The following is a 22,608-nucleotide window of genomic DNA, read 5'->3' as shown; positions in this document are numbered from 1 at the left end:
CCGGCTCAGTGGCCGCTGCCGGGCGCGATGCCCAGCAGCTCCTCGATGTGGGCCAGCGAGGCGCCGTCCTTGACCACGCCGCGCAGCCATTCATGCAAGTTCTGCTCGCCGGCGTTGGCGGCCTTGTCGGCGAAGTAGGAGACGGGGCTGTGCGGTTCCGTCTGGCGGAAGTACTGCGCCACCTGGCGCAGTTGCGCCAGCGCCTGGGCGCGGCTTTGCAGCTCGCCGGGCGCCGCCGGCAGTGGCGCCGGCACGGCGGTCGCCGCCTGGCCGCCAGCCGGCACCGGCGCGGCGGCGACGCTGGAGGCAGGGATGGCCGTGGCGGCGGCAGGCAGGGCGAGCTGTATCGCCTGCAGGGCCTCGCGCGCCATGGAAAAGCCCGGGCTATCCCTGCCCAGGCGGGTATCGGCCGCCTGTTCCAGCTCGGCCAGCGCGTCCAGGCAAAACTGGGCGTCGGCGGCAAAGGCGGCGCGGAACTGCGCCGACGTGCCGCGCCGCGCCGCCTCCATGTCCACCAGCTTGGTGCCGTTGACGCCGTCCTGGTTGCTGGCGGCCCGCTTGCGCGCCGTCTCGAAGTCGACCGTCGACCAGCCGCCCGATTGCTTGTCCGTCAGCGCCATGGCGCGCACGAGGGACGGCGTGCGCGCCAGGATCCAGCTCAGGTTGCCGATGCGCTGCTCGTGGTCGTCGCCATCTGGCTGCGGGTACAGGCCCAGGCCCCAGTACTGGCGCAGCAGGCCTGCCAGCAGGCGATAGCCTTCGCCCAAACCGCGCAAATGGTCTTGCCTGGCGCAAGCTTCGGCCAGCCAGGCGGCGAGCCGCAAGTCCTTGCTCTTTTCGCCCAGCAGGGTGGCGCAGCGCTGCAGTACGAAGGCCCAGTCGGCTTCCTTCAGGTCGGTGACCCACTCGCCCTGGTCGAGCGTGGGGTCATCGAACTTGCGCGCCTGGCCGATGGCGTCGAAGTCGGTGGAGAAGGACAGGTCGACGCCGCATGGCTGTTCGGCGCTGATGGGAAGCAGGAGCTGGTCGGCTGAAATCATGTATGTTCTCGGCAGTGGGGCGGATAGCTTGCGGGAGGCGTGGCGGTCTTACTGGACCATGCGAAATTCGATGCGGCGGTTGCGCGCGCGGCCATCGGCGCTGTCATTGCTGGCGATGGGACGGTCCGGGCCCTGTCCGGAAGCGCTGAGCAGGTCGCCGTCGATGCCCTTGCCGGCCAGGTAGGTCTTGACCGCCTCGGCGCGCGCCTGGCTCAGGTTCTGGTTGCTGGCGCGCAGTCCCAGGTTGTCGGTGTGGCCGATGATGTCCACCTTGCGGCCCGCCAGCTTGTGCAGCGCCGCGCTCATTTCGTCGAGGATGGCGCGGCCAGACGGCGTCAGCGTGGTCTTGCCGCTCTCGAATTCGATGGTGCGGTTGGCCAGCGTGCCGTCGAGGATATTCTGGTCGGAGGCGGACACGCGCAAGCCGTTGTTGACGGTGTACGTGGGATTGAGGCTGGTGGCGAAGTCGCTGGCGATCTTTTGCCGCTGTGCCTCGTTGGCCACCTCGCCGCGCACGCTGACCACGCTGCCTTCGATCTTCAGCTGGCCGCGGCGGATCTGTTTGAGATCCGCCGTCAGCAGTTTTTGCACATAGGCGTTCCAGTTGGCCGGCTGCGCGACCTGGCCGACGGCGATCTGGTCGACCACCTTGTCGGCGCCATACAGTTCGCGCAGGCGCACCAGCACCGCCGCCTTGGCGGCTTCGTCCGGCACCGTGCCGCTGGCCAGAACCTGGCCCGGTTGCGGCGTGGAGGCGGCGGGCGCCGAGACAGCGGCCGCCGGCACGGCGGCGCTTTGCGCGCTGGCGCCGGCCGGGGCGAATACCAGGCTGAGAAGGATGGCAAGGCGGAGGTGGCGCATGATCAGGTCCCGATGAAGGCGGCACGAAACGTGTCATGCGCCGATTTGAGTGACAGGTTGGGCTGCGCGAGGTAGCTCGAGGCTTTCTTGATGGCGTAGTCGCTGTTGGCGTGTTCCTCGACCCAGGCCAGGTCGTCGAAACCGATGTGGTGTTCCAGCGCCGCCTGCGGTTCCATGATGGCGTGCAGGGTCTGCGCCGAGGCGCCGCAAAAGCCCAGCACCAGCGCATGGCGGCCGCGGATGCGGGTGATGAACAGCGCCAGTTCGAAGTCGGCGCGCGCCAGGAACGGGGCGATCAGGTGCATCCAGAAGGCCGCCACCAGATTGCGGTACAGCGGGTCGGCCGGCAGCGGCAGTTCCAGGCTTTTTTCCAGCCGGCTGGAACTGCTGGCCATGACGGGCTGCAGCAGCATGCCCAGGGCCAGCAGCACCTGGCGCACGGAACCGCCAAAACCCGTGGGCGCCAGCAGGGCGTCGAGCGCGCCCACCGTCTGCAAGCCGAGGAAATCGTCGAAGGCGGCATCGTAGGCGCTGCCGCGCAAGTCCAGTTCGATGCTGGCGCCTGCGGCGGCGGCCGGCAGCGCGGCGCCGGCCGCCGCGCCGCACATCTCGGCGCTCAGGGCATCGAGGCGGTTCCACAAACGCGACAGCACAAGCGGACTGGTCGGCACGAAGCCGGCCGGCTGCGCCACTTCCATGGCGCCCATCATCAGGAAGGGAAAGCGGCGCGACGAGGCATCGCTGCTGGCGGCGATATGCCCGGCGATGGCGCGGCCGCGGCGCGGGCCGATGAAGGCGAAATGCAGCGGCGGCAGCGCGTCGTAGGTCAGCTTCCAGCGCGCATCGGCCGTCATCAGTTCCATGGCGTTGGCCAGCCACTCATCGAGCATCTTCAGCAGGGCCGGGTTGTCGCCGTGCTTGATGAAGTCGCCGCGGCTGGGGATCTTGCCGAAATAGCCGATCTGGGTAACGGTAGGGCGGCTCATGGCGTGTTCCCGGCGATGGCGGTGGCCGTTTCCGGCGCGCCGATGACGACCGATTCCGGCAGTTTCAGGCCGCGGAAACCCTGGTTGCCGGCGGAGGTGGCGGCCGGCGCGGTCGCGGCCACGATCTTCAGGTTGGCCATCACGGTGACGCCGCCGTTCTCCCAGCTCAGTTCGAATACGCCGCCCTCCTTGCGCGTGCGCCTGGCCGAGTCGATCATCTTCTTCAGGCCGAAATGCCCCGGTTCGTTCAGCAGTACCACCGTGCGCCCTTCCGGCGTGATGGCGCTGATGCGCGAGCCGGGCACGCCCTGCGGATTGGGCCAGACCATGTGCACCCAGGGCTGCGGCTGGCCGCGCCAGCGCAGCGCCTGGCCATCGATCTCGATCGTATATTCGGTGGCGCCGGGTGCGCTCAGCGCCTGCAGGTCGAAGCGCGTCTGCGCTTCGGCGGCGCCGGCCGCCGTGGCCACGCCGTTGGCGCTGAGCGGGGCGACCCAGCCGGGTAGGCTGGCCACCACCGGCGGCGCCAGGGTGATGCCCATCGCGGCCCAGGTCCTGGCGCTGATGGCGTCGCCGCGCCGCACGACCAGCGGGCCGATGGTGGTGTTGAAGAACTTGGCGATGGCGCCTTCCGGGCCGAATACCTGGCCGATGTCGGCATTGCTCGCCTCGATGCGCGAGTCGGGCGCGAACGGATATTTCGGCGCCAGGGTTTTCTGGAACGGTTCGAGCACCTGCGCCAGCCATACCTTGTTGATCTCCGTCTCGGTGGGTTTGACGATGACGGCGAAGGTCTGCATCAGCGGGCGCACCAGCAGCGGGCGGATGGCCTGTTTTTGCGGGTCGCTCATGCCGGTCAGCATTTGCTCGTCCACGTATTTCAGCGCGTCGGCCAGCTCCGAGCCGCTGCCATCGAGCGTCTGCTGCATCAGCTGCTTGGCGCCGGGGCCCGTGTCGCCCTGGTTCTTGATCTGGTTGAAGCGTACGCGCAGCTTCGACAGGGCCGCCAGGTACCCGCGCATGGGCGAGGCTTCCTTGTCGCGTGCCACCACCAGGCGCGCCACGCCGGAAAATTCGCGGCCGACGGGCCCCATCGGCATGGCGCTGCCGGCCTGGCCCGCCGCCGCGGCAGGCTTCTGGCGCAGCACCGTTTCGCGGAACCAGTCCATCGCCCCGCGCTGGGCGCGCTGCAAGCCCTGGCCTAGCAGGGAGGGGTTGTCCCACGAGGTTTCCTGGTACACCGTCTCGATCAGCTTGTTGAGGGGCGAGGCTTGCGGATCACCGAGGCGGTTCATCGCCTGCGCCGCATTGTCGAAACCGTTCAATTCGCGGATGCTGACGCCCTGGATGAATTTCTGCCACTCCCGCGCGTAATCGGTCTTGTACAGTTCCACCAGCGCCTTCTGGATCTGTTCCGGGCTGCCTTCCAGGGTCAGGTCGTCCTTCGACGCCGTTTTCAATACCCAGTCGGCGCTTTGTAATTCGCGGTTGGCCGCTTCCTGGAACGCCTGCTGGATGTATTTTTCCCACGCGTCGCGCGTGAAGGTGCCGGGGATGGCGTAGCTGCCCAGCACCAGTTCCTTGTCCTGCTCGCCAACGATGCGTGCCACCGTCATCGACGGGAAGCGCGTGGCGGCGCGCGCCTTCACGTCCGCATACACGCGGTCGCGCGCCGGCATGCCGCGCACCACGCGCCGCAGGCTGTCGCGCGACTGGTCGGCCAGGGCCAGCTTGTTCTCGATCTGCGGCCAGGACGGGTCGTCGATCTGCGTCAGGTAGAACGAGATCAGGCGCTCGGCGCTGCGGATCATCTGTTCGCGCGGCATGTTGCCCCGGTTGGCGTCGAGCCAGCCGCGCCAGTAGCGGGTCAGCTGGTCATTCAAGTGGCCGGCCTCGGCGCGTGACTTGTCACCCAGCATCAAGTAGGTTTTCAGGGCGTTGTAGGCATCTTCCACATTCGTCGGTGCGGCATCCTTGAAGGGCTGGCCTGTCGTACCGGCTGCCGTGCCGACTGTGGCAGCGGCCGCCGTGCCGGCCGGCGCCGCCGTCAGCGGCTGCAGCCGGTCGGCGCCCGCGTTCACTTCCGCGAGGAAGGACTCCAGCGATTGCGCCACCGGCGCGAGCATGACTTCCTTGAGACCGGAAAAATACTCCTCGCGCAGTTTGCGTTCCAGCAAATCCCCCTGGTACAGGCCCAGGCTGAGCGCCAGCGGCCGCTTGCTGCGGTACGCCTCCAGCTGCTCGATGCGGTCCTGCATGATTTCCAGGGCCTGGAAGCGCGACTGCAGGTCCAGGCGCTGGTCCTGCACCTTGATGGCTTGCTCCAGGTCGGCCTGCACGTTGGCCGCCAGCTGGCGGTTGGCCAGGTAGGACCAGCTCCAGCCGCCCAGCGCCAGGCCGGCCAGCGCGATGGCGGTGAAAAACGTGGCATAGCGTAAGCGTGTCTTGCGCGGGCTGGCGTATTGCGCCACCAGTTCCCTGTCGGCGAAGATCACCTTGCGAAACAGGTTCAGCAGGAAATAGCCGTGCTGATCCTGGGCCTGGACCGTCTTGTGTTCCTGCTGCTGCGGCTTGAGGTCGAAGCGCTGGGCCACCCGCTCCGACGAGGCGGAGACGGAGGCGCCTTCCTGCAGCGCGCTGGTGAAATAGAAACCGCGGAAGACGGGCTTGAACTGGAAGGGATTTTCCTCGAACAGGGTGGCGATGAAGGCGCGCAGCGGTCCCTTCACGGAACTGAATTCCAGCGGGAAGGTGAACACGCCGGGCGGCATGCGCTCGCGTCCCAGCAGCGACATATTGGCCAGGCTGAGGTCCTTCAAGCCATCGTACAGCTCATCGAAGCGCTGGTCGAACTGTTCCAGCACATCCTGCTTCGAGCTGTTGACGCTGTAGTGCAGGGTGGCGCCCCAGACCTTGTCGCGTTCGGCGCGTTCGGCATCCTGGAAAAATTCGCTGAAGCCGGTGATCAGGTCGGCCTTGGTGAAGACCACGTACACGGGCGCATGGACTTCCAGCTTTTCCGTCAGTTCCTGCACGCGCTGGCGCAGGTTCTTGGCCAGTTCGATGGCGAATTCGGGCTTGCTGCCGGTCAGCTCGGCAATGCTGACGGCGATGATGATGCCGTTGATCGGCGCGCGCTTGCGGTGCTTTTTCAGCAGGCCGAGAAAGCCGAACCATTCGGCGCGGTCTTCATCGTTGATGGCGTAGCGCCCGGCCGTGTCGAGCAGGATGCCGTCGGTGGTGAAAAACCAGTCGCAGTTGCGGGTACCGCCCATGCCTTGCACGATCTTGCTGTCGACAAAAGGAAACTGCAGGCCGGAATTGGCGATCGCCGTACTCTTGCCGGCGGCGGGGTTGCCGATGATCATGTACCACGGCAATTCATACAGCGCGGCATCGCCCGACAGCTGGCCCAGCCGCGACGTCTTGATGGTATTGATCGCTTCCAGCATGCGCTTGCGGATGGCTTCGGTTTCTTCGCGCTGCACCGGACCGGCCTTGGGCGCGGCGTCTGCCGCCTGCTGCTCCAGCATGCTGTTGAAACTGGCGCCCTCGCGCCGGCGCCGGCGGCGGCGCAGCCACCACACGATGGCGCCCAGCAGGGCCGCCGCGGCCAGCAAGGGCAGCAGCCGCATGGCCGGCCAGTCGAAAATGGCGGCGCAGGCGAACAGCAGCAGGATGGCGGTCGCGATGCCGAGGATGAGCAGGCTGGTGCGTGAAGTCAGGGAGTGCCAGAATCGTTGCATCATAGTTTTATAGTGTGCAAACCGTTAAGGTGCGTGAATGGGACGTCGCTGTATCAGGTGGTGCCGTGACTGTTTTTCGCGCGCGGGCCAATGACGAGGGCGCCGCGCTGCAGTGGATCGAGGTTGCTGAGACATAAAACGTGTGCGCCGTCGTCGGCCGCCGCCTGCCGCGCCATGGCCAGTGCGGCCAGCGTCGTGACGACGCCGCACTGGCCGCATGCGGTGCCGACGCCCAGCACCTGCTCGCCCAGGTCCAGCTGGGGCAAGATGGCACCGGCGCACTGCATCAGTTCGAGCACGCGGTTGGCGCGCTGGTCGGTATCGGCGCTGACCAGCGCGATGCCGGCCGCCGCATCGTCGCCGGCTGCCGCCAGCGCCTGCCGGCCCAGTTCCGCCAGCATGTTCTTGTCGGCCGGGCCGCGCTGGCTGGCGCCTTGCGGCAGTTCGCCCGTGGCGGCGCGGTGCAGCAGGACAGGCGCGGGCTCGTCCGGTGGCGCCGTCGCGCCAGGGATGGCCAGCAGCAGGCCGGCCGCGCCTTCGCCGGGAATCTGTCCGTTCGCCTGGCTGGCGCTGAACAGCTGGCCCTGGCTCGCCAGGACATGCACGCGCAGCTCGCCCAGGTGCGAATCGCAGGCCAGCACGATGGACAGGCCGGGCGGCTGCGGTGGCGCGGCATGGCCGGCAAGCTGGTTCAGCAGGGCAAACGGCGCCGGTGGCCGGTTGGCGGCTTCGGTGGGCGGCGGCAATGTCTGCGCTGGCCAGCCCTGCTCGCGCGCCAGGTGGCGCAGCCAGGCGTCGCCGGCCTGGTGCTGGGCGGCGCTCCACGAGGCCGGCATCAGCAGATGCAGCCGCAGCATGGGCGGCGCGCTGGCCGGCGAGGCCCGTGCGCCTGCGGACAGCGCATGCTGCAGGGCTTCGTCCACCAGTTCGGCCAGCACTTCGGCGCCCAGGGCCAGCGCGCGCACGTCTTCCGGATTGAAGGGAAACGGTTCGCTGGCCAGGCCGGCCTGCGGATGCTCGCGCAGCCAGGCGGCCAGCACTTGCTGCTGCTCTTCTTCGTCGATGCCGTCCACCCTGCCGCACAGCAGGGGATAGCCGTCTTCATCGAGCAGCTGGCCGTCGAGCGCAGGGCGCGCCTGGCGGGAGCGCATGGCGGCCAGCAATTCTGACGGCGTGGCGCCGCCCGGCATGCGCAGGGTGGCCGCCACGATATGCAGCGGCAGCGGTGCCACGGGAGGTGTCGCCGCCTCGGCCTCGAGTGGCGCGGCCAGACCCGGCGCCGCCAGGGCTGGCCCGGCCAGCAGCCTGGCCAGCAGTTTCTTACCCAGCCACAGCATCAATAGCAGGGCCAGCGGTAGCGCCAGCATGGCGCCGGCCAGTTCGCCCGGCGTCGGCATGCGCGTGCTGTCGCGCCAATAGGCGATGGCGCCCGTCCAGCTCAGCGCAAAGATGGACACGGTCAGCAGGGCGCGTCGCAACCAGGGGCGCATCAGCGGGCTCCTCCGCGTATGGGCAGGGCCGTCATGCCTGGTCGATGGTGGCTTGCTGGCTGGCGATCAGCAGCGCCCCGCAGCTGGTCTTGTCGCCGTGGCGCGCCACGGGCTTGCCATCGACGATGAAGCTGGAGTCGCCGCTGACGATGGGGCAAACGCCATGGCCGGGCAGGGGACAGGCGACCTTGTCGCCGACCCGCGCCATGCCGATGCCGCCGCTGTCGCTCACCGCCGATGCTTCCAGCACGGTGCCGCCATGCGATGTCTTGTCGCCCAATCTGATTACCGGACCCGCCATACGCGCTCCCCTCAGTGTTTTTTCATTACGCCGGGCAGGCGCAGTTCGGTATGCCCGAAATCCATCATTTTCCAGCGTCCACCCCAGGTCATGCCGACCGATTCGGCCACTTCGCCATACAACTGGTAGCCGCGCATGGCCCACGGGTCCTTCTCGGAAATGACCAGCTTGCCATTGCGCAGGAAAGCGCAGTCGGCCGCCAGGCCGTACTGGTGCCAGCTTTGAAAGGCGGCCGCGTTGCTGACGTTGGGACCCATGCCCGCCAACATGTCTTGCCGCTCGGGGCTGCGATAGCCTTCCAGCAGCGCCATCTCGTAGCCATGTTTTTCCTTCATGATCTTGAAGACCAGCAGCAAGCGCTGGGCGTATTCCACATTCAGCAAGGTCCAGTTGCGGCTGGCCGATACCAGCAGCGGGCGCTCCTGGCGCACTTCTTCCGTGGCAAACACGAGCGGCGGCAGGTCGACGGGCGGCACCAGCTGTTCGCCCTGCAGCAGGCTGGCGACCTGCGTATTCATTTCCCGCGTCGATACATCGTAGGCGCCCAGCATGGATTTGCTGTCGGCCATCAGGGCCAGCAGGGTCGGCAGGCTGAGCGCAGCCACGCCCGCGAGACACAGCAGGTAATGACGGCGCAGCAAGTCGGCAGTGCGGGACCACAGCGCGCTGCTGCGCTGTCCCAGGCTGGCCATGCCCGTCTGCCTGCGCATGGCCACGCGCTGCAGGCAGGCGGCGAGGCGCTGCTCCGCACCATCGACGGCGTGCAGCACGAAATCGCGCCCGGCCGGGAATAGGATCAGCCAGCTGATCAGGCATGCCAGGATGAAATACAGCGCTACCGCGAGTAGGAACACGCTAACCTCAATCAAGAAATGTTTGGCTGCGGGGAACGGTGCTGTCCATCGGGAAAAACAGGGCTGCGATGGATATTGCCTGGAAGTATATCTTACAAAACTGATAATTAAGGGGGGCTTTTTTCAATTGTGCGGAGGGTGCGCACTGTTGATTTTATGGCACGCGTCATGATTTTGTTGAATAGCGTAAAGTCTTGCAAATATTACAGGAGCGCACATTTTGCGAACTCATGACGATAGCCCCCGGCTCCCGGCCCGGCCCAGCCTGTTGACGCAGGCGCAGCAGGCGGAGGCCGACCGTAACCGCATCCTGAGCACGCTCGAGGGTGGCAACGCCGGCGCGTCTGCGAAGGTCAGGCGCGGCAGCCTGGCCCTGCGCGGAGGCTTGGGCGCGCTGCTGCTGTTATTGGCAGCGGGCGTCTGGCTGGGGCAGCGCGGCGAACGGGTTGGCGACGACGATGCGCCGGCGGCGCCGGTTTCCCCGCCCGTCGCCACCGCCGCGCCCGCCGCCGTGGAAGCGCCGCCGGTCGTCGCCAGCATCCGTGACGAGGCGCCGCCTGGCGCCGCCGCACCGCAGCAGAGCCTGAGCGAGATGCTCGATGCCGGCGCGGCCGCCACAGCCGCCACTGCTGCTGCCCGGAACGCGGGTGCCGCGCACCCCGGCGATGTCCTGAGCAAGGCGCTGGAAACGCCGTCACCCCCAGCCGCCGCCTCGAAACCCGTCACGAAACAGGTGGCCAAGGCGCCCCGTCCGGCAGCCAAAAAACCGCCGGCGAAAGGGCCTGCTGCCACGCCCGCCCGCCGCGCGGAAGACAGCGATATCGCCCTGCTGTCGGCCCTGCTGGCCCACGCGCAGGCCGCGCCGGCGCCGAAGAAAACCGTTCCCAATCTGCGGACCCAGTTGCAGCAATGCACGGCGCTCAAGCGCGACGCCGCTGTGGCGTGCCGCGCGCGCGCCTGCCAGGGCCATGCCGAGAATGCGCAATGCAAGGCGGAGAAAGTTGCCGTGAAAGGCGAAAAATGAGCGCCGCCAGCGCCGCTCAGGTCAACGCTTCCCTCGCTGGTTTCAGCAGCGTGACGCGGTTGTATGAGCTGTCGCTGGACGGCGGCGATGGCGGAACGGCGCAGTGGCTGGTGGAAGCGTTTGTCGCCGACGAGCAGTTGCAGGCCGTGGGCGTGCGCGACGTCATCGTGCTGTCCACGCAGGCGAATGTGGCGCTGGCGCCCCTGCTGGGCAAGCGGGCCGCGCTGCACGTCAGCCTGGCCGACGGCAGCCGCGCTGTCTTCAGCGGCTATGTCAGCGAAGCGGCGATGCTGGGCAGCGACGGCGGACTGGCCCGTTTCCGGCTGCGCCTGACGCCGTGGCTATGGCTGTTGAGCCAGGTACGCAACAGCCGCGTCTGGCAAGACAAGAGCGTCATCGAAATCGTCGACAGCGTGTTTCAGGCCTACGCGCCGCAAGCCGACTGGCGCTGGAGCGGCGACACGGGGCCGTTCATGGCCGAGGCGCAGCCGCGCAGCTATTGCTGCCAGTACCGCGAGTCGGACCTGGCCTTCGTCACGCGTCTGCTGGGCGAAGAAGGCCTGGCCTGGCGCTTCGAAGAACACGAGGGCGGCCATTGCCTGGTACTGTTCGCCGACAGCAGCACCTTGAGCGCGGTGCCGGAAGACGCCAGCAGCGCGCAAGGCGGCGGCATCCGTTTTCATGGCGCGCGGGCCGTGGAACAGGCCGACGCCATCCAGGCGCTCAGCCGGGCACACGCCTTGCGCACGGCGGTGGCGACCGTGCTCAGCTATGATTACAAGGCCAAGAAAGCCGTCAGCGCCAGCGTGCCGACGCGCTTGGCGCCGGGCGGGAAAAACGCGCCCGTGCTGGAAAGCTATGACACGCCAGGCCAGTATTTCTATGCCAATGCGGCCCAGGCCGAACGCTATGCCTTGCTGCGGATGCAGGCGCTCGAAGCGCGCGGCGAACGCTGGCAGGCGCGTTCGACGGTGCGCACCTTGCGTGCCGGCACGCGCTTTACCCTGACGCAGGGACCGTTGCAGCAGGACGGCGCCGACGCGCCGGCGCTGGTCGTGTTGCGCGTGTACAGCGTGGGCGTGAATAACTTGCCGGCGCCCGCCAGGCAGGGCCTGGCTGAGCTGTTCGGCCCCATACCCGAATTGCTGCAGGAAGGCCTGGCTGGCCAGGCGCTGGCGCCGCGCGATATCGCGCATGTCCAGCAAGTGATCGCCCAGGCGGTCGAGAGTGGCTATGCCAACCATATTGAGGCGATCGCGGCCGATACGCCATGGCGCCCGGCACCAGAGGGCGGCGATGCGCGCCACCATCCGGCACCGACGGCCCGCGGCAGCCAGAGCGCCATTGTCGTCGGTGCCGACGGCGGCGCCAGCGCCAGCAGCGGCAGCGAGATCCATTGCGACAAGCTGGGGCGGGTGCGCATCCGTTTCCACTGGCAGCAGGAGGGTGGCGCCACGTGCTGGGTGCGCGTGGCGCAGCGCTCGGCCGGCGGCGGCATGGGCAGCCAGTTCCTGCCGCGCATCGGCCAGGAAGTGCTGGTGCAATTCCTGGAAAACGATATCGACCGTCCCATCATCGTCGGCGCCCTGTACAACGGGCAGGGCGAGGGCGGCGTCGCGCCCTCGCCGGGCGGCATCACGGACAAGCCCGCGGATGCCAGTGTCTTCGAACCGGCGCGCGACCATGCGCCATCGGCGCAGGGCAACATGGCCGGCGGCAACAGTCCGGTCTGGCATGGCGCGGCCGGCGGCAGCGCCGGCCACCGCAACGGCGCGGCGCAATGGGGTATCCGCAGCAAGGAATTCGGCGCCGCAGGCTACAACCAGTTGCTGTTCGACGATACCGACCAGCAGGGGCGCATCCAGCTCAAGAGCAGCCATGCGGCAAGCGAACTCAATCTTGGTCACCTGATCCATGCGGCCGACAATTACCGGGGCAGCCTGCGCGGCACGGGCGCCGAGCTGCGCACCGACGCTTACGGCGCCGTGCGGGCCGGCGCCGGGCTCCTGATTTCCAGCTACCTCGTCAACCACGACGCGCAGGCGCGCGATCCGGCCGGCGACAATGCGCCGGGCATGGTCTTGCTCAAGCAGGCGGCCAAGCTGGGTGCAACCTTCAGCGCCGCCGCCGTCACGCACAAGACGGTCGCGTATGCGAGCCACTTGGGGCCGGCCAAGGCGAATGCCAGTGTGCTCGACGAAAAGGCGGCGCCCTTGCCGGCATTCCTGACCAGCGTCTCCGGCATGCTGAGCCAGGACGATACGGCCGCCGCCAGGCGCGACGCGGCGGGCAAACCGACCAGCCCCGGCGATGACAAGTTGCCGCACAGCAGCGACGCCATCATCGCCATTGCCGCCCGCGCCGGCCTGGGCGTGCTGGCGGGCCAGGATATCCAGCTGGCAAATGGCGAAACCACCTCCTTGATGAGCGGTCTGGACACCCAGTTCGTCGGCGGCGGCCAGCTGCGTGTGCACAGCGGCCAGGCCATCGGCGCCCTGGCCGGCGTCGTCAAGGCGGGCGAGAACAATATCGGCCTGCAATTGATCGCCGCCAAACAGGCCATCGACCTGCAGGCGCAGGCCGACGTGCTCAACGTGCAGGCGCGCGAGGAAGTCAACATCGTCAGCGCCGCCGCGCACATCGACTGGGCGGCGGCCAAGAGCATCCGCCTGTCGACGGCGGGCGGGGCGAACATCACGATCGAGGGCGGCAACATCACCGTGCAGTGTCCCGGCAAGATCACGGTGCATGCCGGCAAGAAGAGTTTTACGGGGCCATCCCGTGCAAGCTACCCGCTGCCGGTCATGCCTCGCAGTATTTGCAAGGAATGTCTGTTAAATGCGGCCAGGAGCGGCTCACCTTTTGCCGCGAAGGGGGAGTAAGCATGCGCGACGACGATGGCGGGGCTCCCGCCTGCGGCTTGCAGCTGCTTGCGCTGTTCGATAGCCATCCTGCCGACCAGGGCGTGACCCTGTACAGCTTGATTGATGGCGCCAAGTTCGATGGTTTGGCCCGTATCCGCTTGCCAAGCGATCACAGCGTCGAGTTGTATTCCTTGTTAGGTGAATTGGCCGAGCCAGACGCCCTGTACGCCGGCCCGATATTGTTGCGGCATATCAAGCGCGAGCAATGTCCCTTGCTCGCCCAATTGCTTTGCACTGCCGGCAGCGCCCATTTCATGTCGCTGATTGTTTCTGACCGGCCCCTGCCGCAAGTACTGGAACGGCTGACGTGGCTGACCGAGGTGGAGCACGATGACGGTACGGAGTGGATCATGCGCTACTACGATCCGCTTATCCTGCCGCACTGGCTGGACGTGCTGGAACCGGCGCAGCGCAAGGCTGCACTCGCAGAAATCACGGGCTGGTTGTACATGGACGTGCGCGGGGTGCCTCAAATTGTATCTGGCGAGATGGATGAGGCGCCCGCGTCCCTTGGAAGCGAACGAATGCTTTTGACACAACATCAATATGTTGAGCTGATGAATAGAACAGCGCCGTACATGCTGATGAAGCAAATGGAGAGCGATGATCCGCAGGCGCTCGACGGTTTGCCTCAGGATCAGCGCTATGACTTTTTCTTTCAACAGCTGGGCAGGGCGCAGGCATATGGACTCAGTTCGCCCACAGACTTGAAAAGCTACTGCATGTTGTCGCTCATGCTGGGCGCCGATTTTCATCTGTCCCCGCTCGCCGCCATCGCATTGCAGGCGACGGGAACGGCGCAGTCATTCAGCGACCGGATATTGGCCTGGACTCCCCAGCAATGGGCTGCACTCGAAGAAATTTCCGCTTCCAGCATATGAATGCGATCCCGACATGAAAAAACTGACCTCTATCGTATTGTGCCTGGTTTTTCTGGCCGCTTGCAATTCCAAGGAAAAGGAAAATCGCTTGCAACAGGAATTAAGCGAGAAAACCTTCACTACCACCTCATATAACTACACGCCGTACGATATTTACTCCATCACCTTCAAGGGTATTTCACTGCCATTCAAGATCGATGAAGCTCCCAGCGGCGGTTCCATTTTTTTTCGCGACGCCAGCGAGGCGGAAATGGACAATGGTGAAAAAGTCCGTTTCAGTAGCGGAAATTGCTGTTTTATCTGGGACACTCCCGTGGATAAACCGCTGAGAGTGCGCGTGGTCTGGAGCGTGGTGTTCGATACTGCCTATCACAATGGAAAATCGAGTGTTGACTATGACGAACGCACTTCCAGGCAGAGTTCTCCCGGAAGCCGCTGGTGTCAGGCCACTGTGGACATCCTGCCCGCCAAAGGGCCAGATCGCCCAACCACCGTGCTCTTGCACTTTCTTGCCGATGGAACAGTCCAGGCACATTTGGGAACCTTCAAGACGCAGGCGCCACTTGCTGCCGAGCAAGTGAAACTGCATGCCACGCGCCTTCCCCAAGGCCAGTTCTGCAAGCAGGAAATCGAGAATCCTTTTTATGGCATACCTCGCACACCGCATAGGGAATAGACCATGAGTAAACCAACGATACGCCGGCTTAGCGACGTCACGAAGAGTGAAAGACTTGCCCGAGGAATTTATCGCAAGGAATTGGAGAAATGTGCGAAGGATTCGGATTGCCGAAAGCCCGTCTGGATCAGCTGTTTTTTTGACGGAACTGGAAATAATTTCAAAAAAGATGGAAATGGTTCGCTGGCTTCGTCGAATGTAAAGTACAGCAATATTGCGAAACTGGGAAAGTTTGCGCATACGGCCGAAGATGAAAAAAACAAGACCTACGCGATATATACGCCAGGCGTCGGCACGCCGTTTCCGGAAATTCAAGACAGCGGTGATGGAATCGATGGGGCACTCGGCATGGCATCGGCTGCAAAAGGTCAGGCCCGGATCAGCTGGATGCTGAAGGAGTTGAAGGTGCGGGTGGACAAGCACATGCCGCATGTAAATCAAATCAATGTTGCCGTGTTTGGTTTCAGTCGGGGGGCGGCCCAGGCGCGGGCCTTTGTGCGTCAGTTGGCTGGACAGTGTTATCAGCAGGGAGATGGATTGATCTGGATCAAAAGTGGTGGATTTATTCAGCCGCGTCTGGTGATTTACTTCCTCGGCATTTTTGATACCGTGGCCTCGGTGGGGTTTGGCGGTAGCCGCCTTGAGTCGAATCTCAAATATCACCTGGGACCTGTCTGGGGCGGCGTGATGTATCTGGCAGACGAGGGCGGCCATGCGGAATGGGCCTCCGATCTGCGTATTCCACCGTATGTGCGCTTTTGCGAGCATTATGTCGCAGCGCATGAAGTGCGCGAGAAATTTCCATCAGACTCTATCCGAATCGACCAGGCCACTGACTCGAACTGTCGGGAAACCCTTTATCCCGGGGCACACTCCGACGTGGGCGGCGGTTATGACGACATGAATCAGGAGGGGCGGTCAAACGAACTGGCGCGCATTCCGCTGTGCAATATGTATCTGTCGGCATATGCCGCCGGGGTGCCGTTCAAGTCACCCGAAGAGGTTCTTCAGGATTATGGCTCGCTGTTTAACATCAGCAGCGAATTGGAGGCATGCTTCGACGCTTACATGAAGCACGTGAGCGCGGACAAGCGGCTCGAGACACAAGTTATCAGCCACATGAACAATTACTATCATTGGCGCTGGGGACGCACGGAACGCCAGCGCGCGGCGCGCAAAGAACGCGAAGCCATCATCGCAAAGGGGCAGTCCGTCATGTATGCCACGCCTGACAAGTACATGACCACGACGGACAGCGAATGGGAACGCGACGTTCAGAATATTGCAGAAAAGAAAACAGGCTTTTTTCGCAGTGCCACGGAACCGCTGGAGGACGCGATCTACGATGCCTGGAAAGGCAAGCTCCGAAAGTCGCTGTCGGTGGCCGAGCGGACTTTATTTGACAAATTCTTCGATCGCTATGTGCATGATTCTGTTGCGGGATTCAAGAATCAGATGAGTGACGCCAGTATCGGCTTTGTTGAAGCCAGCCGCTGGTCCCGAAACCGGCAGTATTTCATGGGGAAACGAGGCAAGAAATATCTGTATTGGCGATATGAGGGGGCAAAACCGGCATCGGGCGGCGTAAAAGAGGCGATGCTGGTGCCGAAAGATGCATCGACAGGTGGCGACACGGCGATAGCCTAGCAGAAACGGGCCTAGCCGCTATCTGGCGCGGGCCGCCGCCCTGGCTTGCTTGTCGCACTCGTGCACGGCCGCCTTGCATGCGGAAAACGCTACCAGATACGTCACGGTGGCCTGCCGCTCTTCGACCAGCTCCGCCACCCGCTGCGTGAGCTGCAACGGTGTCGTCGGGGGCAGTTTTTCCAGTTTCTTGCTGATGTCTTTGAGGGAGCGTTGCTGATGCGCCAGTTCCGCTGCCAGCACGGCCTTGCGCTCGGCAGCGGGCAGGGCCGGATACAGCCTGCCGTTGCCGGCCTTGACGCTGCCATCCGCCGTCATCGACTGCGATTCGTGCGGGGCGCGAAATTCCAGCGCCAACTTGCCATCGGCTTGCACGACGACCAGCAGCTCCTCGGTGGTATTGCCGGCAGGCAACGGCAGCGTGCGCGTTTCCGGCTTGCCGTCAGGCAACCAGCGGTACTCGATGGTCAGCTGTACCGGTTTGTGCGGCGTGGCCGGCAGGTAGAAACAGCAATTGGCGGCGCTGCTCATGTAAGGGTTCAGGGGATCGGTATCGACGGCATTGGCCGGATTGCCGGCATCGCTGACGCCGACCTGGATGGGACGGGCGCTGTAGTTCAGGGTGCTGACCGCTGTCTTCGCTTCATCGGCCCGGGGCCGGTAATCGTGCTGGCCGCGCTCGCCGCGTTCGGCATGGCCTGCCAGCAGCGGCCGGCGTTGCATGGACTTGATGCCGATGGCAAAGATATGACTCAGATAGCCGGTATCCGAACGGCCGTCGCGCGAATAGTTGTCGCCGGGCGTGCGGTACAGGTAGCCGATGTCTGCGATGGCCAGGGTGCGTACCTTGCTGTCCTGCGGAAATAGTGCTTCCTCCAGATAGCGGTCCCTGGCGCCCATCACCTTTCCAGAGAGCACGCCGGCCCACGCCCGTTCCCCTGCGAAGCGGGGAAAGACGTTGAATTCGCCGTTGATGAACGGTTCGATTTTCAGCACATCCTGCGTCATGCCCGTGACGGGATCGATGACGGAATAAATCCCCGGAAAGGGCGAGTCTGCGGCGTGTGACTGCGCGGGCATGGCGAAGATGAGGCAGGCTGCGATCACGGCCGGTTTGTGGCTCATGCCGGCTCCGATCGCATACAGGCTGGCTGACGGTGGAATGCCACCAGGTCGGCGGGATAGAATTTGGCATCGCGGTAGCTGCTGTCGTCGATATCGAGCAGGCAGGTGATGGCCGCCGCTTCCCATGACCAGTAGCCTGAAAAAGAGGTGTCGCGCGCGTGGCTGTCATAGTAGGGTTCGCGGCGGCTGGCGTCATACCATTGCCTCAGGTAATCCTTCATCAGCGCCGGGCGCTGGTTTTCTTCTGCCGCGAATATCTTGAGCGTCTTGATGTAGGGCAAGTGGCGGGTACATTCCGGCCAGGCGGTATCCCTGTTATCGATGGAAAATGCCAGCAGGCGTTCGACCAGCCCATCTTTTTCGTGGTTGTTGAAATCGATGACTGGCGCCAGACGGGGCAGCAAATTGCCCCAACCCAGGAGAATGCCAAGGCAGATCATGCGGTTGACCTGCTCGTAGCCATCACCGGGCAGGGCGAAGTGGGGAAATCCCTGTTCCGCAGCGCAGGCCTGCACGTCAAAAGCCCTGTCATAGTTGGCAAACTCTTCCCAGTGTTCGAGTATCGTGGGATACAGCGCGCGCATATCGGCTATCGTATGGCCCGCGCTGTAGGCCAAGCTGAGCAGGTCTATGCCATCCCAGGCCCGCTGGCGCGTGGCCGTCATGAAATTTTCTGGCGGGATATTTTGCAGTACTTCGGCAGGCTGTTGCAAGCCTGCCTCCACCATGTCGAAGCACTCGTCGTGGCTGTCTTTGCTTTCAAGGTAAATCGCGTAGGACAGCAGCGGTTCCCTGCGCCAGGCCAAAAAAGTGTGTTCGTCCAGAGTCTGCATTCTTACTCCCGAAAATCCGTGTCACGGCAGGGCTGTTTGCCTTCGACATGCCCGCCATCGCTTGCCTCATTCCTATCTATGCTGGTATGGCGACCTTCTTTCGATAACTGTCGCGCATAGTCAACGAGGTCTTTTGGATAGACCAAATGGTCTATGTCGCTGTCATCGAGGTCAAAAACAAAAACCATTGCAGCTGCTTCAAATGCCCAATAACCATAATATGGCGCGTAGCCTTCATCGCTGATTCTGAGATGGCCGTTGTACCAGCGAGGATGGTCCTTCATCGCCGGGTACCATTGTTTTAAATACTTCTTGAGTAAATTTCGTGCCGAATTTTCATCATCTTCATAAACTGTCTGCAGCAAGACATCGTACGGTTTGCCAAGTACGCAAGTGTCGATCATGATCGCATCCTCCACATAGGCGCTAATCAGTTCCTCGAACAAGCCATCCTGTCCACGGTGGCTGCTAAGTATGCGTATGATGCGACTGACCGAACGCTGGTCACGCAATAATATAGCGATACTCAGTAATTGCAGCGTATCTTCATAGTCGCCAAGGTCGCCAAAATTTGGTGCTGCCCGATATTTATATGGGCCATATTCAGGGTATTTCGATAATATTTCCTTCTGATGGATTTGATCGACTTCATTCCACTCCGCAAACTTGTCCACGATGCCAGACAGGCGTGGTGCGAGGTCCTCTATGGGCATGCCCGCAGTGTAATCGAGTAGCCAAATCCAGAAATTTTCAAGATACAGAAAATTGTAAGCCAGACTGAGATCTGCCGCGGATTCAGCCGATTCCTTATTCTTCTGTTGGACTTTTATCAGGGCAAGTGAATTTTCCAGGGTTTTTTCATACAGTTCCTGGTAAATGAATTGCTGGCGGCGGCGATCATCGAATGGTGGATTTTTCATTTTATTCGCCGCCTTCTCGTTTGGCCGATGGTTTCATCTCCACGCTGCTGTGGCGGCCTTCTTTCCGCAGCTGGCGCGCATAATCGACCAGGTCCTTGGGGTAGACCAGATGGTCGATCTGGCTGTCCTCCAGGTCAAGTAAAAAAACCGCCGCACCCGCTTCAAATGCCCAGTAACCGTAATAGGGAGCATACCCCTCGTCCCTGATTCTCAGATGCCCGTCGTACCAGCGGGGATGATTTTTCATGGCTGGATACCACTGTTTCAGGTATTTCTGGACCAGTTTGAGTATCTCTCTCTCATTGTTTTCATAGAAAACCTGAAGTAAAGTATCATAGGGCTTTTCGAGTATGCACGAATCAAGATCTTGCTTATTCTCGACATATGCGCCAATCAATTGCTCAAATAATCCATCCTGGCCACGGTGGCTGCGTAGCACGTGGATGATGCGTAAGGCCGAATGTTGATCGCGCAGTAATAGTGCAATACTGAGTAGTTGTAGCGTGTTCTCATAATTTGCAAGCGTGGAAAAGTCTGGTGCTCCCTTGTATTCGTACGGTCCATAATCCGGAAACTCAAGCGCCGCTTCCTGTTGACAGGATTGATCGACCTCATTCCATTCTTCAAACTTATCCACGATGCCGGCGATACGCGGCGCCAGTGCATCGATCGGTTCACCCGCTGTGTAATCCAGCATCCAGATCCAGAACGCTTCCAAATACAGGAACTGATGCACCACAGAGTTTTCCAGCGTTGATTCCACTATTTTTTTATTTGCAAGTCGGACTTCAATTAATGCGAGCAGGTTTCCCCGCGTTTTATGATAAAGATCTTCGTAGAGAAATTTCTGCCGGCGCCGCATGTCGAACGGGGCGGCCATCATTGTTTGTCCGTCGTTTTTGCTGCTCGCTGGCGCAACTCGGCGCTGGGCCAGTCGCTGTCGGCGTCGAAGCGCCGCATCCAGCGTAGCGAGTCGGCGTCATTGAAGCGTTCGTTAGGGTCGCCGTCCCATTGGCCAAAGCCCAGCAGCGCCATGTGGTCGTTGCGGATCGGCTTGAGCAGTTTGTTGAGCAGCGCCGGCAATTCCGGCACGCCGTCCTCCACCGGGTAGAGGGCCGGTTCCTCGCCCAGTTCGATCCATAGGCCTGCGCCGAGCTCGTCGATCCGGATGTGCGGATGCTGCAGGCGGAGTTTTATCTGGTCGCGGCTGAGATCCAATTTTTCGCGCCACATATCCGACAGCAGGAAGCCCCAGGTTGGCGGGCGAATGCCGTCTGCCAGCGAGCCGCTCATGGAAAAAGGATAATCAATGTCCAAGCCAAAAAATCGCGGCGCCAGAGAGCGTTCCCACACGGTGACTTCCGAGCGGGTGCCAAAGGCAAGCGGATTGGCCATCGAAAAGCCGCTATAAACCTGATCAGGTTTTAGTTTTTCCATGGTTTCCAGAACAAACCGCCGCCATGCATTCTTGTAATCCTTCCACCATGACCAGCGATAGTAGAATTGAATGAATGAGTAATCCCTGTTTGACGGTTCTGAATTATCGTTCATATGATCCCGCATTTTCCAGAAATATCCAGCAGTGGAAGGCGACGAGTTATGTTTTTTCTGATCGGTAAAATTGAAAATGAAATAGTCTTCTTTTTTTGTTTTTCTTGCAAACTCACGCAGATCAGGTAAACGTTTCGATCCGTAAGGGTGCGGTCTCTCAGAACTCGGATGCGTTGCGATAATATATGGATTTCCTGTGATTTTATAAAATTCTTCATGGATATCAATCATGAGATTGGATATGTCAAGATGGCGTTTAGTATCATACAAGAAGTAAAATGTTATGAAAGGAGACACCCCCAGATCTTGATTACCATCGTCACAGGACATGTTTGGCCATTCTTTGAGGTCAGCAACCATTCCCTCTACATCTTCGGCAGTAAAAAAACGTTCCGTTGTGCTCATCTTTTCTCCTCTCACTGCATTGTTTCTTTACGCCTTCATAAAACGCCACACCGTCAAGCCATAGGCAGAATCCAGATTGCTCATGATCTCGCCCTGTTCAAATCGCCGGGTTGACGGAGGAACGTCCAGCGCTTGCCACTGGCCGGCCTGCGGGCAGACCTAGCCGGCTTCAGCGCGCAATTCCAAAGGCCCCTGCACTGGACCAGCCGCTGACTGTGCGAGATGGAATTTGGCTATTGTTCTTCACTCCAATGCCAGATGGTTTCACCGTATGCCGCATCGTCAAAAACAGGCATCACTTGGCCTTGCGCGAAGTGGCTACGGCTGTGTAACCTTGTTGGGGCTTCCCAGAAGCCAGTTTGGGGGCAGGGGTGACCACCCTCAACACGACCGGCCTTATTTATTAAGTCAGTATCCATGCTTGTGTAACGGTGTTCCGCGCGTAACTTGCGGCCATAATTGACCAAGTCTTTAGGGTAGACCAGATGATCGATAGCGCTGTCGTCCAGATCGAGAATAAAGACTGCAGCTCCGGCTTCAAATGCCCAATAGCCATAATAGCCGGCATAGCCCTCTTCGCTGATCCTAAGGTGCTCGTCGTGCCAGCGTGGATGATCCTTCATTGCCGGATACCACTGTTGTAAATATTGCTTGAGCAAGCTGAGTGTGGCAGTCTCACCTTCTTCATAAAAGACACCTAGCAAGGTGTCATAAGGAGCGCCAAGCACGCAGGTATCGCGCTCGACGACGTTGTCGACATAAGCACTGATCAATTGCTCGAACAGGCCATCTTGACCGCGATGGCTACGTAGTACGTGGATGATGCGTTGGACCGAACGCTGATCGCGTAGCAAGATGGCAATGCTCAGCAGTTGCAGTGTGTCTTCATAGTCGGAAAGTGTCGAGAAATCGGGCGCCCCCGAATATTTATATGGACCATATTCAGGCAGCTTCAGTGCACACTCCTGTTGATACTTTTGATCCACTTCGTTCCACTCTTCAAATTTGTCCACGATATCGGCGATTTGAGGCGCCAGTTGATCGAGGGTTATGCCAGCCGTGTAGTCAAGCATCCATATCCAGAGTAATTCCAGATACAGGAAATGATGAACGGAGGAGCTTTCGCCTATCGAATATGCATCCTTTTTGTTTTCTTCTCCTCCGCGGATCAAGGAAAGTTGATTTATCCGTGTTTTTTTATAAAGTTCTTCATAAAGAAATTGTTGCCGACGCCGTTCGTGAAAGACACTATTTTTCATGGTGAAGTACCATTTTTTTGTTTGGTGCAGATTTCTGCAAGATGTTGTCGGACATTGCGTTCAATGTAAATGCCTAACATACTTGGCT

At 61.9% G+C, this 22,608-nt stretch carries 18 protein-coding genes; 5 read left to right on the top strand and 13 right to left on the bottom strand.

The window, feature by feature from the left end:
- Window positions 1-5: 5 nt before the first annotated feature.
- Genes tssA through O3298_RS17520 form a run of 7 tightly spaced genes read right to left on the bottom strand, consistent with a single transcriptional unit; the run spans window position 6 to window position 9,278 of the window.
- Window positions 6-1,040, bottom strand: coding sequence for a type VI secretion system protein TssA (gene tssA / locus O3298_RS17550; RefSeq protein ID WP_305060121.1), 1,035 nt, complete (start codon window positions 1,038-1,040; stop codon window positions 6-8).
- Between the two features lie 48 nt (window positions 1,041-1,088).
- Window positions 1,089-1,901: an OmpA family protein gene (locus O3298_RS17545; RefSeq protein ID WP_305060120.1), complete on the bottom strand. Its 813-nt coding sequence runs from the start codon at window positions 1,899-1,901 to the stop codon at window positions 1,089-1,091.
- Window positions 1,902-1,903: 2 nt separating this feature from the next.
- Window positions 1,904-2,887: a type VI secretion system-associated protein TagF gene (gene tagF / locus O3298_RS17540; RefSeq protein ID WP_289899073.1), complete on the bottom strand. Its 984-nt coding sequence runs from the start codon at window positions 2,885-2,887 to the stop codon at window positions 1,904-1,906.
- Complete coding sequence (tssM, locus tag O3298_RS17535) at window positions 2,884-6,633, bottom strand: type VI secretion system membrane subunit TssM (protein WP_305060395.1); 3,750 nt, start codon at window positions 6,631-6,633, stop codon at window positions 2,884-2,886. The genes tagF and tssM overlap by 4 nt, the downstream gene beginning before the upstream one ends.
- Before the next feature lie 53 nt (window positions 6,634-6,686).
- Complete coding sequence (locus O3298_RS17530) at window positions 6,687-8,123, bottom strand: hypothetical protein (protein ID WP_305060119.1); 1,437 nt, start codon at window positions 8,121-8,123, stop codon at window positions 6,687-6,689.
- A 31-nt stretch (window positions 8,124-8,154) separates the two neighbouring features.
- Window positions 8,155-8,424, bottom strand: a complete 270-nt coding sequence (locus O3298_RS17525; RefSeq protein ID WP_077402302.1) for a PAAR domain-containing protein — start codon at window positions 8,422-8,424, stop codon at window positions 8,155-8,157.
- Between the two features lie 11 nt (window positions 8,425-8,435).
- The gene (locus O3298_RS17520) at window positions 8,436-9,278 is read right to left on the bottom strand and encodes a M15 family metallopeptidase (protein WP_305060118.1); all 843 of its coding nucleotides are present in this window, start codon (window positions 9,276-9,278) and stop codon (window positions 8,436-8,438) included.
- Window positions 9,279-9,498: 220 nt separating this feature from the next.
- Between O3298_RS17520 and O3298_RS17515 the strand changes: the two genes are divergently transcribed.
- From O3298_RS17515 to O3298_RS17495, 5 genes are read left to right on the top strand one after another with little or no spacing between them, the layout of a single operon-like run.
- The gene (locus tag O3298_RS17515) at window positions 9,499-10,302 is read left to right on the top strand and encodes a hypothetical protein (RefSeq protein ID WP_305060117.1); all 804 of its coding nucleotides are present in this window, start codon (window positions 9,499-9,501) and stop codon (window positions 10,300-10,302) included.
- On the top strand, window positions 10,299-13,184 hold the full coding sequence (locus O3298_RS17510; RefSeq protein ID WP_305060116.1) for a type VI secretion system Vgr family protein: 2,886 nt from the start codon (window positions 10,299-10,301) through the stop codon (window positions 13,182-13,184). The genes O3298_RS17515 and O3298_RS17510 overlap by 4 nt, the downstream gene beginning before the upstream one ends.
- 2 nt (window positions 13,185-13,186) lie before the next feature.
- Complete coding sequence (locus tag O3298_RS17505) at window positions 13,187-14,107, top strand: DUF4123 domain-containing protein (protein ID WP_305060115.1); 921 nt, start codon at window positions 13,187-13,189, stop codon at window positions 14,105-14,107.
- Window positions 14,108-14,120: 13 nt separating this feature from the next.
- Window positions 14,121-14,783 carry a hypothetical protein gene (locus tag O3298_RS17500; RefSeq protein WP_251351970.1) on the top strand — a complete coding sequence of 221 codons (663 nt, stop codon included), beginning with the start codon at window positions 14,121-14,123 and terminating at the stop codon, window positions 14,781-14,783.
- Between the two features lie 3 nt (window positions 14,784-14,786).
- A complete protein-coding gene (locus O3298_RS17495; protein ID WP_305060114.1) occupies window positions 14,787-16,430 on the top strand; it encodes a DUF2235 domain-containing protein in 1,644 nt (547 codons plus the stop codon).
- Between the two features lie 18 nt (window positions 16,431-16,448).
- On the opposite strand, the gene O3298_RS17490 is transcribed toward O3298_RS17495, so the two are convergent.
- The 6 genes from O3298_RS17490 to O3298_RS17465 form a co-directional block, all read right to left on the bottom strand.
- Complete coding sequence (locus O3298_RS17490; protein ID WP_305060113.1) at window positions 16,449-17,552, bottom strand: hypothetical protein; 1,104 nt, start codon at window positions 17,550-17,552, stop codon at window positions 16,449-16,451.
- A complete protein-coding gene (locus O3298_RS17485) occupies window positions 17,549-18,385 on the bottom strand; it encodes a PoNe immunity protein domain-containing protein (RefSeq protein ID WP_305060112.1) in 837 nt (278 codons plus the stop codon). The genes O3298_RS17490 and O3298_RS17485 overlap by 4 nt, the downstream gene beginning before the upstream one ends.
- A gap of 2 nt (window positions 18,386-18,387) precedes the next feature.
- Window positions 18,388-19,305, bottom strand: coding sequence for a PoNe immunity protein domain-containing protein (locus O3298_RS17480; RefSeq protein ID WP_305060111.1), 918 nt, complete (start codon window positions 19,303-19,305; stop codon window positions 18,388-18,390).
- A gap of 1 nt (window position 19,306) precedes the next feature.
- Window positions 19,307-20,188, bottom strand: a complete 882-nt coding sequence (locus O3298_RS17475; protein ID WP_305060110.1) for a PoNe immunity protein domain-containing protein — start codon at window positions 20,186-20,188, stop codon at window positions 19,307-19,309.
- Complete coding sequence (locus tag O3298_RS17470) at window positions 20,185-21,261, bottom strand: type VI immunity family protein (protein WP_305060109.1); 1,077 nt, start codon at window positions 21,259-21,261, stop codon at window positions 20,185-20,187. Before O3298_RS17470 ends, O3298_RS17475 begins: the two co-directional genes overlap by 4 nt.
- 233 nt (window positions 21,262-21,494) lie before the next feature.
- Window positions 21,495-22,520, bottom strand: coding sequence for a PoNe immunity protein domain-containing protein (locus tag O3298_RS17465; RefSeq protein ID WP_305060108.1), 1,026 nt, complete (start codon window positions 22,518-22,520; stop codon window positions 21,495-21,497).
- Between the last annotated feature and the right edge of the window lie 88 nt (window positions 22,521-22,608).

Source organism: Janthinobacterium sp. SUN137, assembly GCF_030587265.1.
GTDB lineage: Bacteria > Pseudomonadota > Gammaproteobacteria > Burkholderiales > Burkholderiaceae_D > Janthinobacterium > Janthinobacterium kumbetense.
This window is presented reverse-complemented; position numbering and strand designations above follow the sequence as displayed.

Coding starts and splice junctions, on each gene's coding strand:
- tssA (WP_305060121.1), bottom strand. CDS start 1,040: ATGATTTCAGCCGACCAGCTCCTGCTTCCCATCAGCGCCGAACAGCCA.
- O3298_RS17545 (WP_305060120.1), bottom strand. CDS start 1,901: ATGCGCCACCTCCGCCTTGCCATCCTTCTCAGCCTGGTATTCGCCCCG.
- tagF (WP_289899073.1), bottom strand. CDS start 2,887: ATGAGCCGCCCTACCGTTACCCAGATCGGCTATTTCGGCAAGATCCCC.
- tssM (WP_305060395.1), bottom strand. CDS start 6,633: ATGCAACGATTCTGGCACTCCCTGACTTCACGCACCAGCCTGCTCATC.
- O3298_RS17530 (WP_305060119.1), bottom strand. CDS start 8,123: ATGCGCCCCTGGTTGCGACGCGCCCTGCTGACCGTGTCCATCTTTGCG.
- O3298_RS17525 (WP_077402302.1), bottom strand. CDS start 8,424: ATGGCGGGTCCGGTAATCAGATTGGGCGACAAGACATCGCATGGCGGC.
- O3298_RS17510 (WP_305060116.1), top strand. CDS start 10,299: ATGAGCGCCGCCAGCGCCGCTCAGGTCAACGCTTCCCTCGCTGGTTTC.
- O3298_RS17505 (WP_305060115.1), top strand. CDS start 13,187: ATGCGCGACGACGATGGCGGGGCTCCCGCCTGCGGCTTGCAGCTGCTT.
- O3298_RS17500 (WP_251351970.1), top strand. CDS start 14,121: ATGAAAAAACTGACCTCTATCGTATTGTGCCTGGTTTTTCTGGCCGCT.
- O3298_RS17495 (WP_305060114.1), top strand. CDS start 14,787: ATGAGTAAACCAACGATACGCCGGCTTAGCGACGTCACGAAGAGTGAA.
- O3298_RS17490 (WP_305060113.1), bottom strand. CDS start 17,552: ATGAGCCACAAACCGGCCGTGATCGCAGCCTGCCTCATCTTCGCCATG.
- O3298_RS17485 (WP_305060112.1), bottom strand. CDS start 18,385: ATGCAGACTCTGGACGAACACACTTTTTTGGCCTGGCGCAGGGAACCG.
- O3298_RS17480 (WP_305060111.1), bottom strand. CDS start 19,305: ATGAAAAATCCACCATTCGATGATCGCCGCCGCCAGCAATTCATTTAC.
- O3298_RS17475 (WP_305060110.1), bottom strand. CDS start 20,188: ATGATGGCCGCCCCGTTCGACATGCGGCGCCGGCAGAAATTTCTCTAC.
- O3298_RS17470 (WP_305060109.1), bottom strand. CDS start 21,261: ATGAGCACAACGGAACGTTTTTTTACTGCCGAAGATGTAGAGGGAATG.
- O3298_RS17465 (WP_305060108.1), bottom strand. CDS start 22,520: ATGAAAAATAGTGTCTTTCACGAACGGCGTCGGCAACAATTTCTTTAT.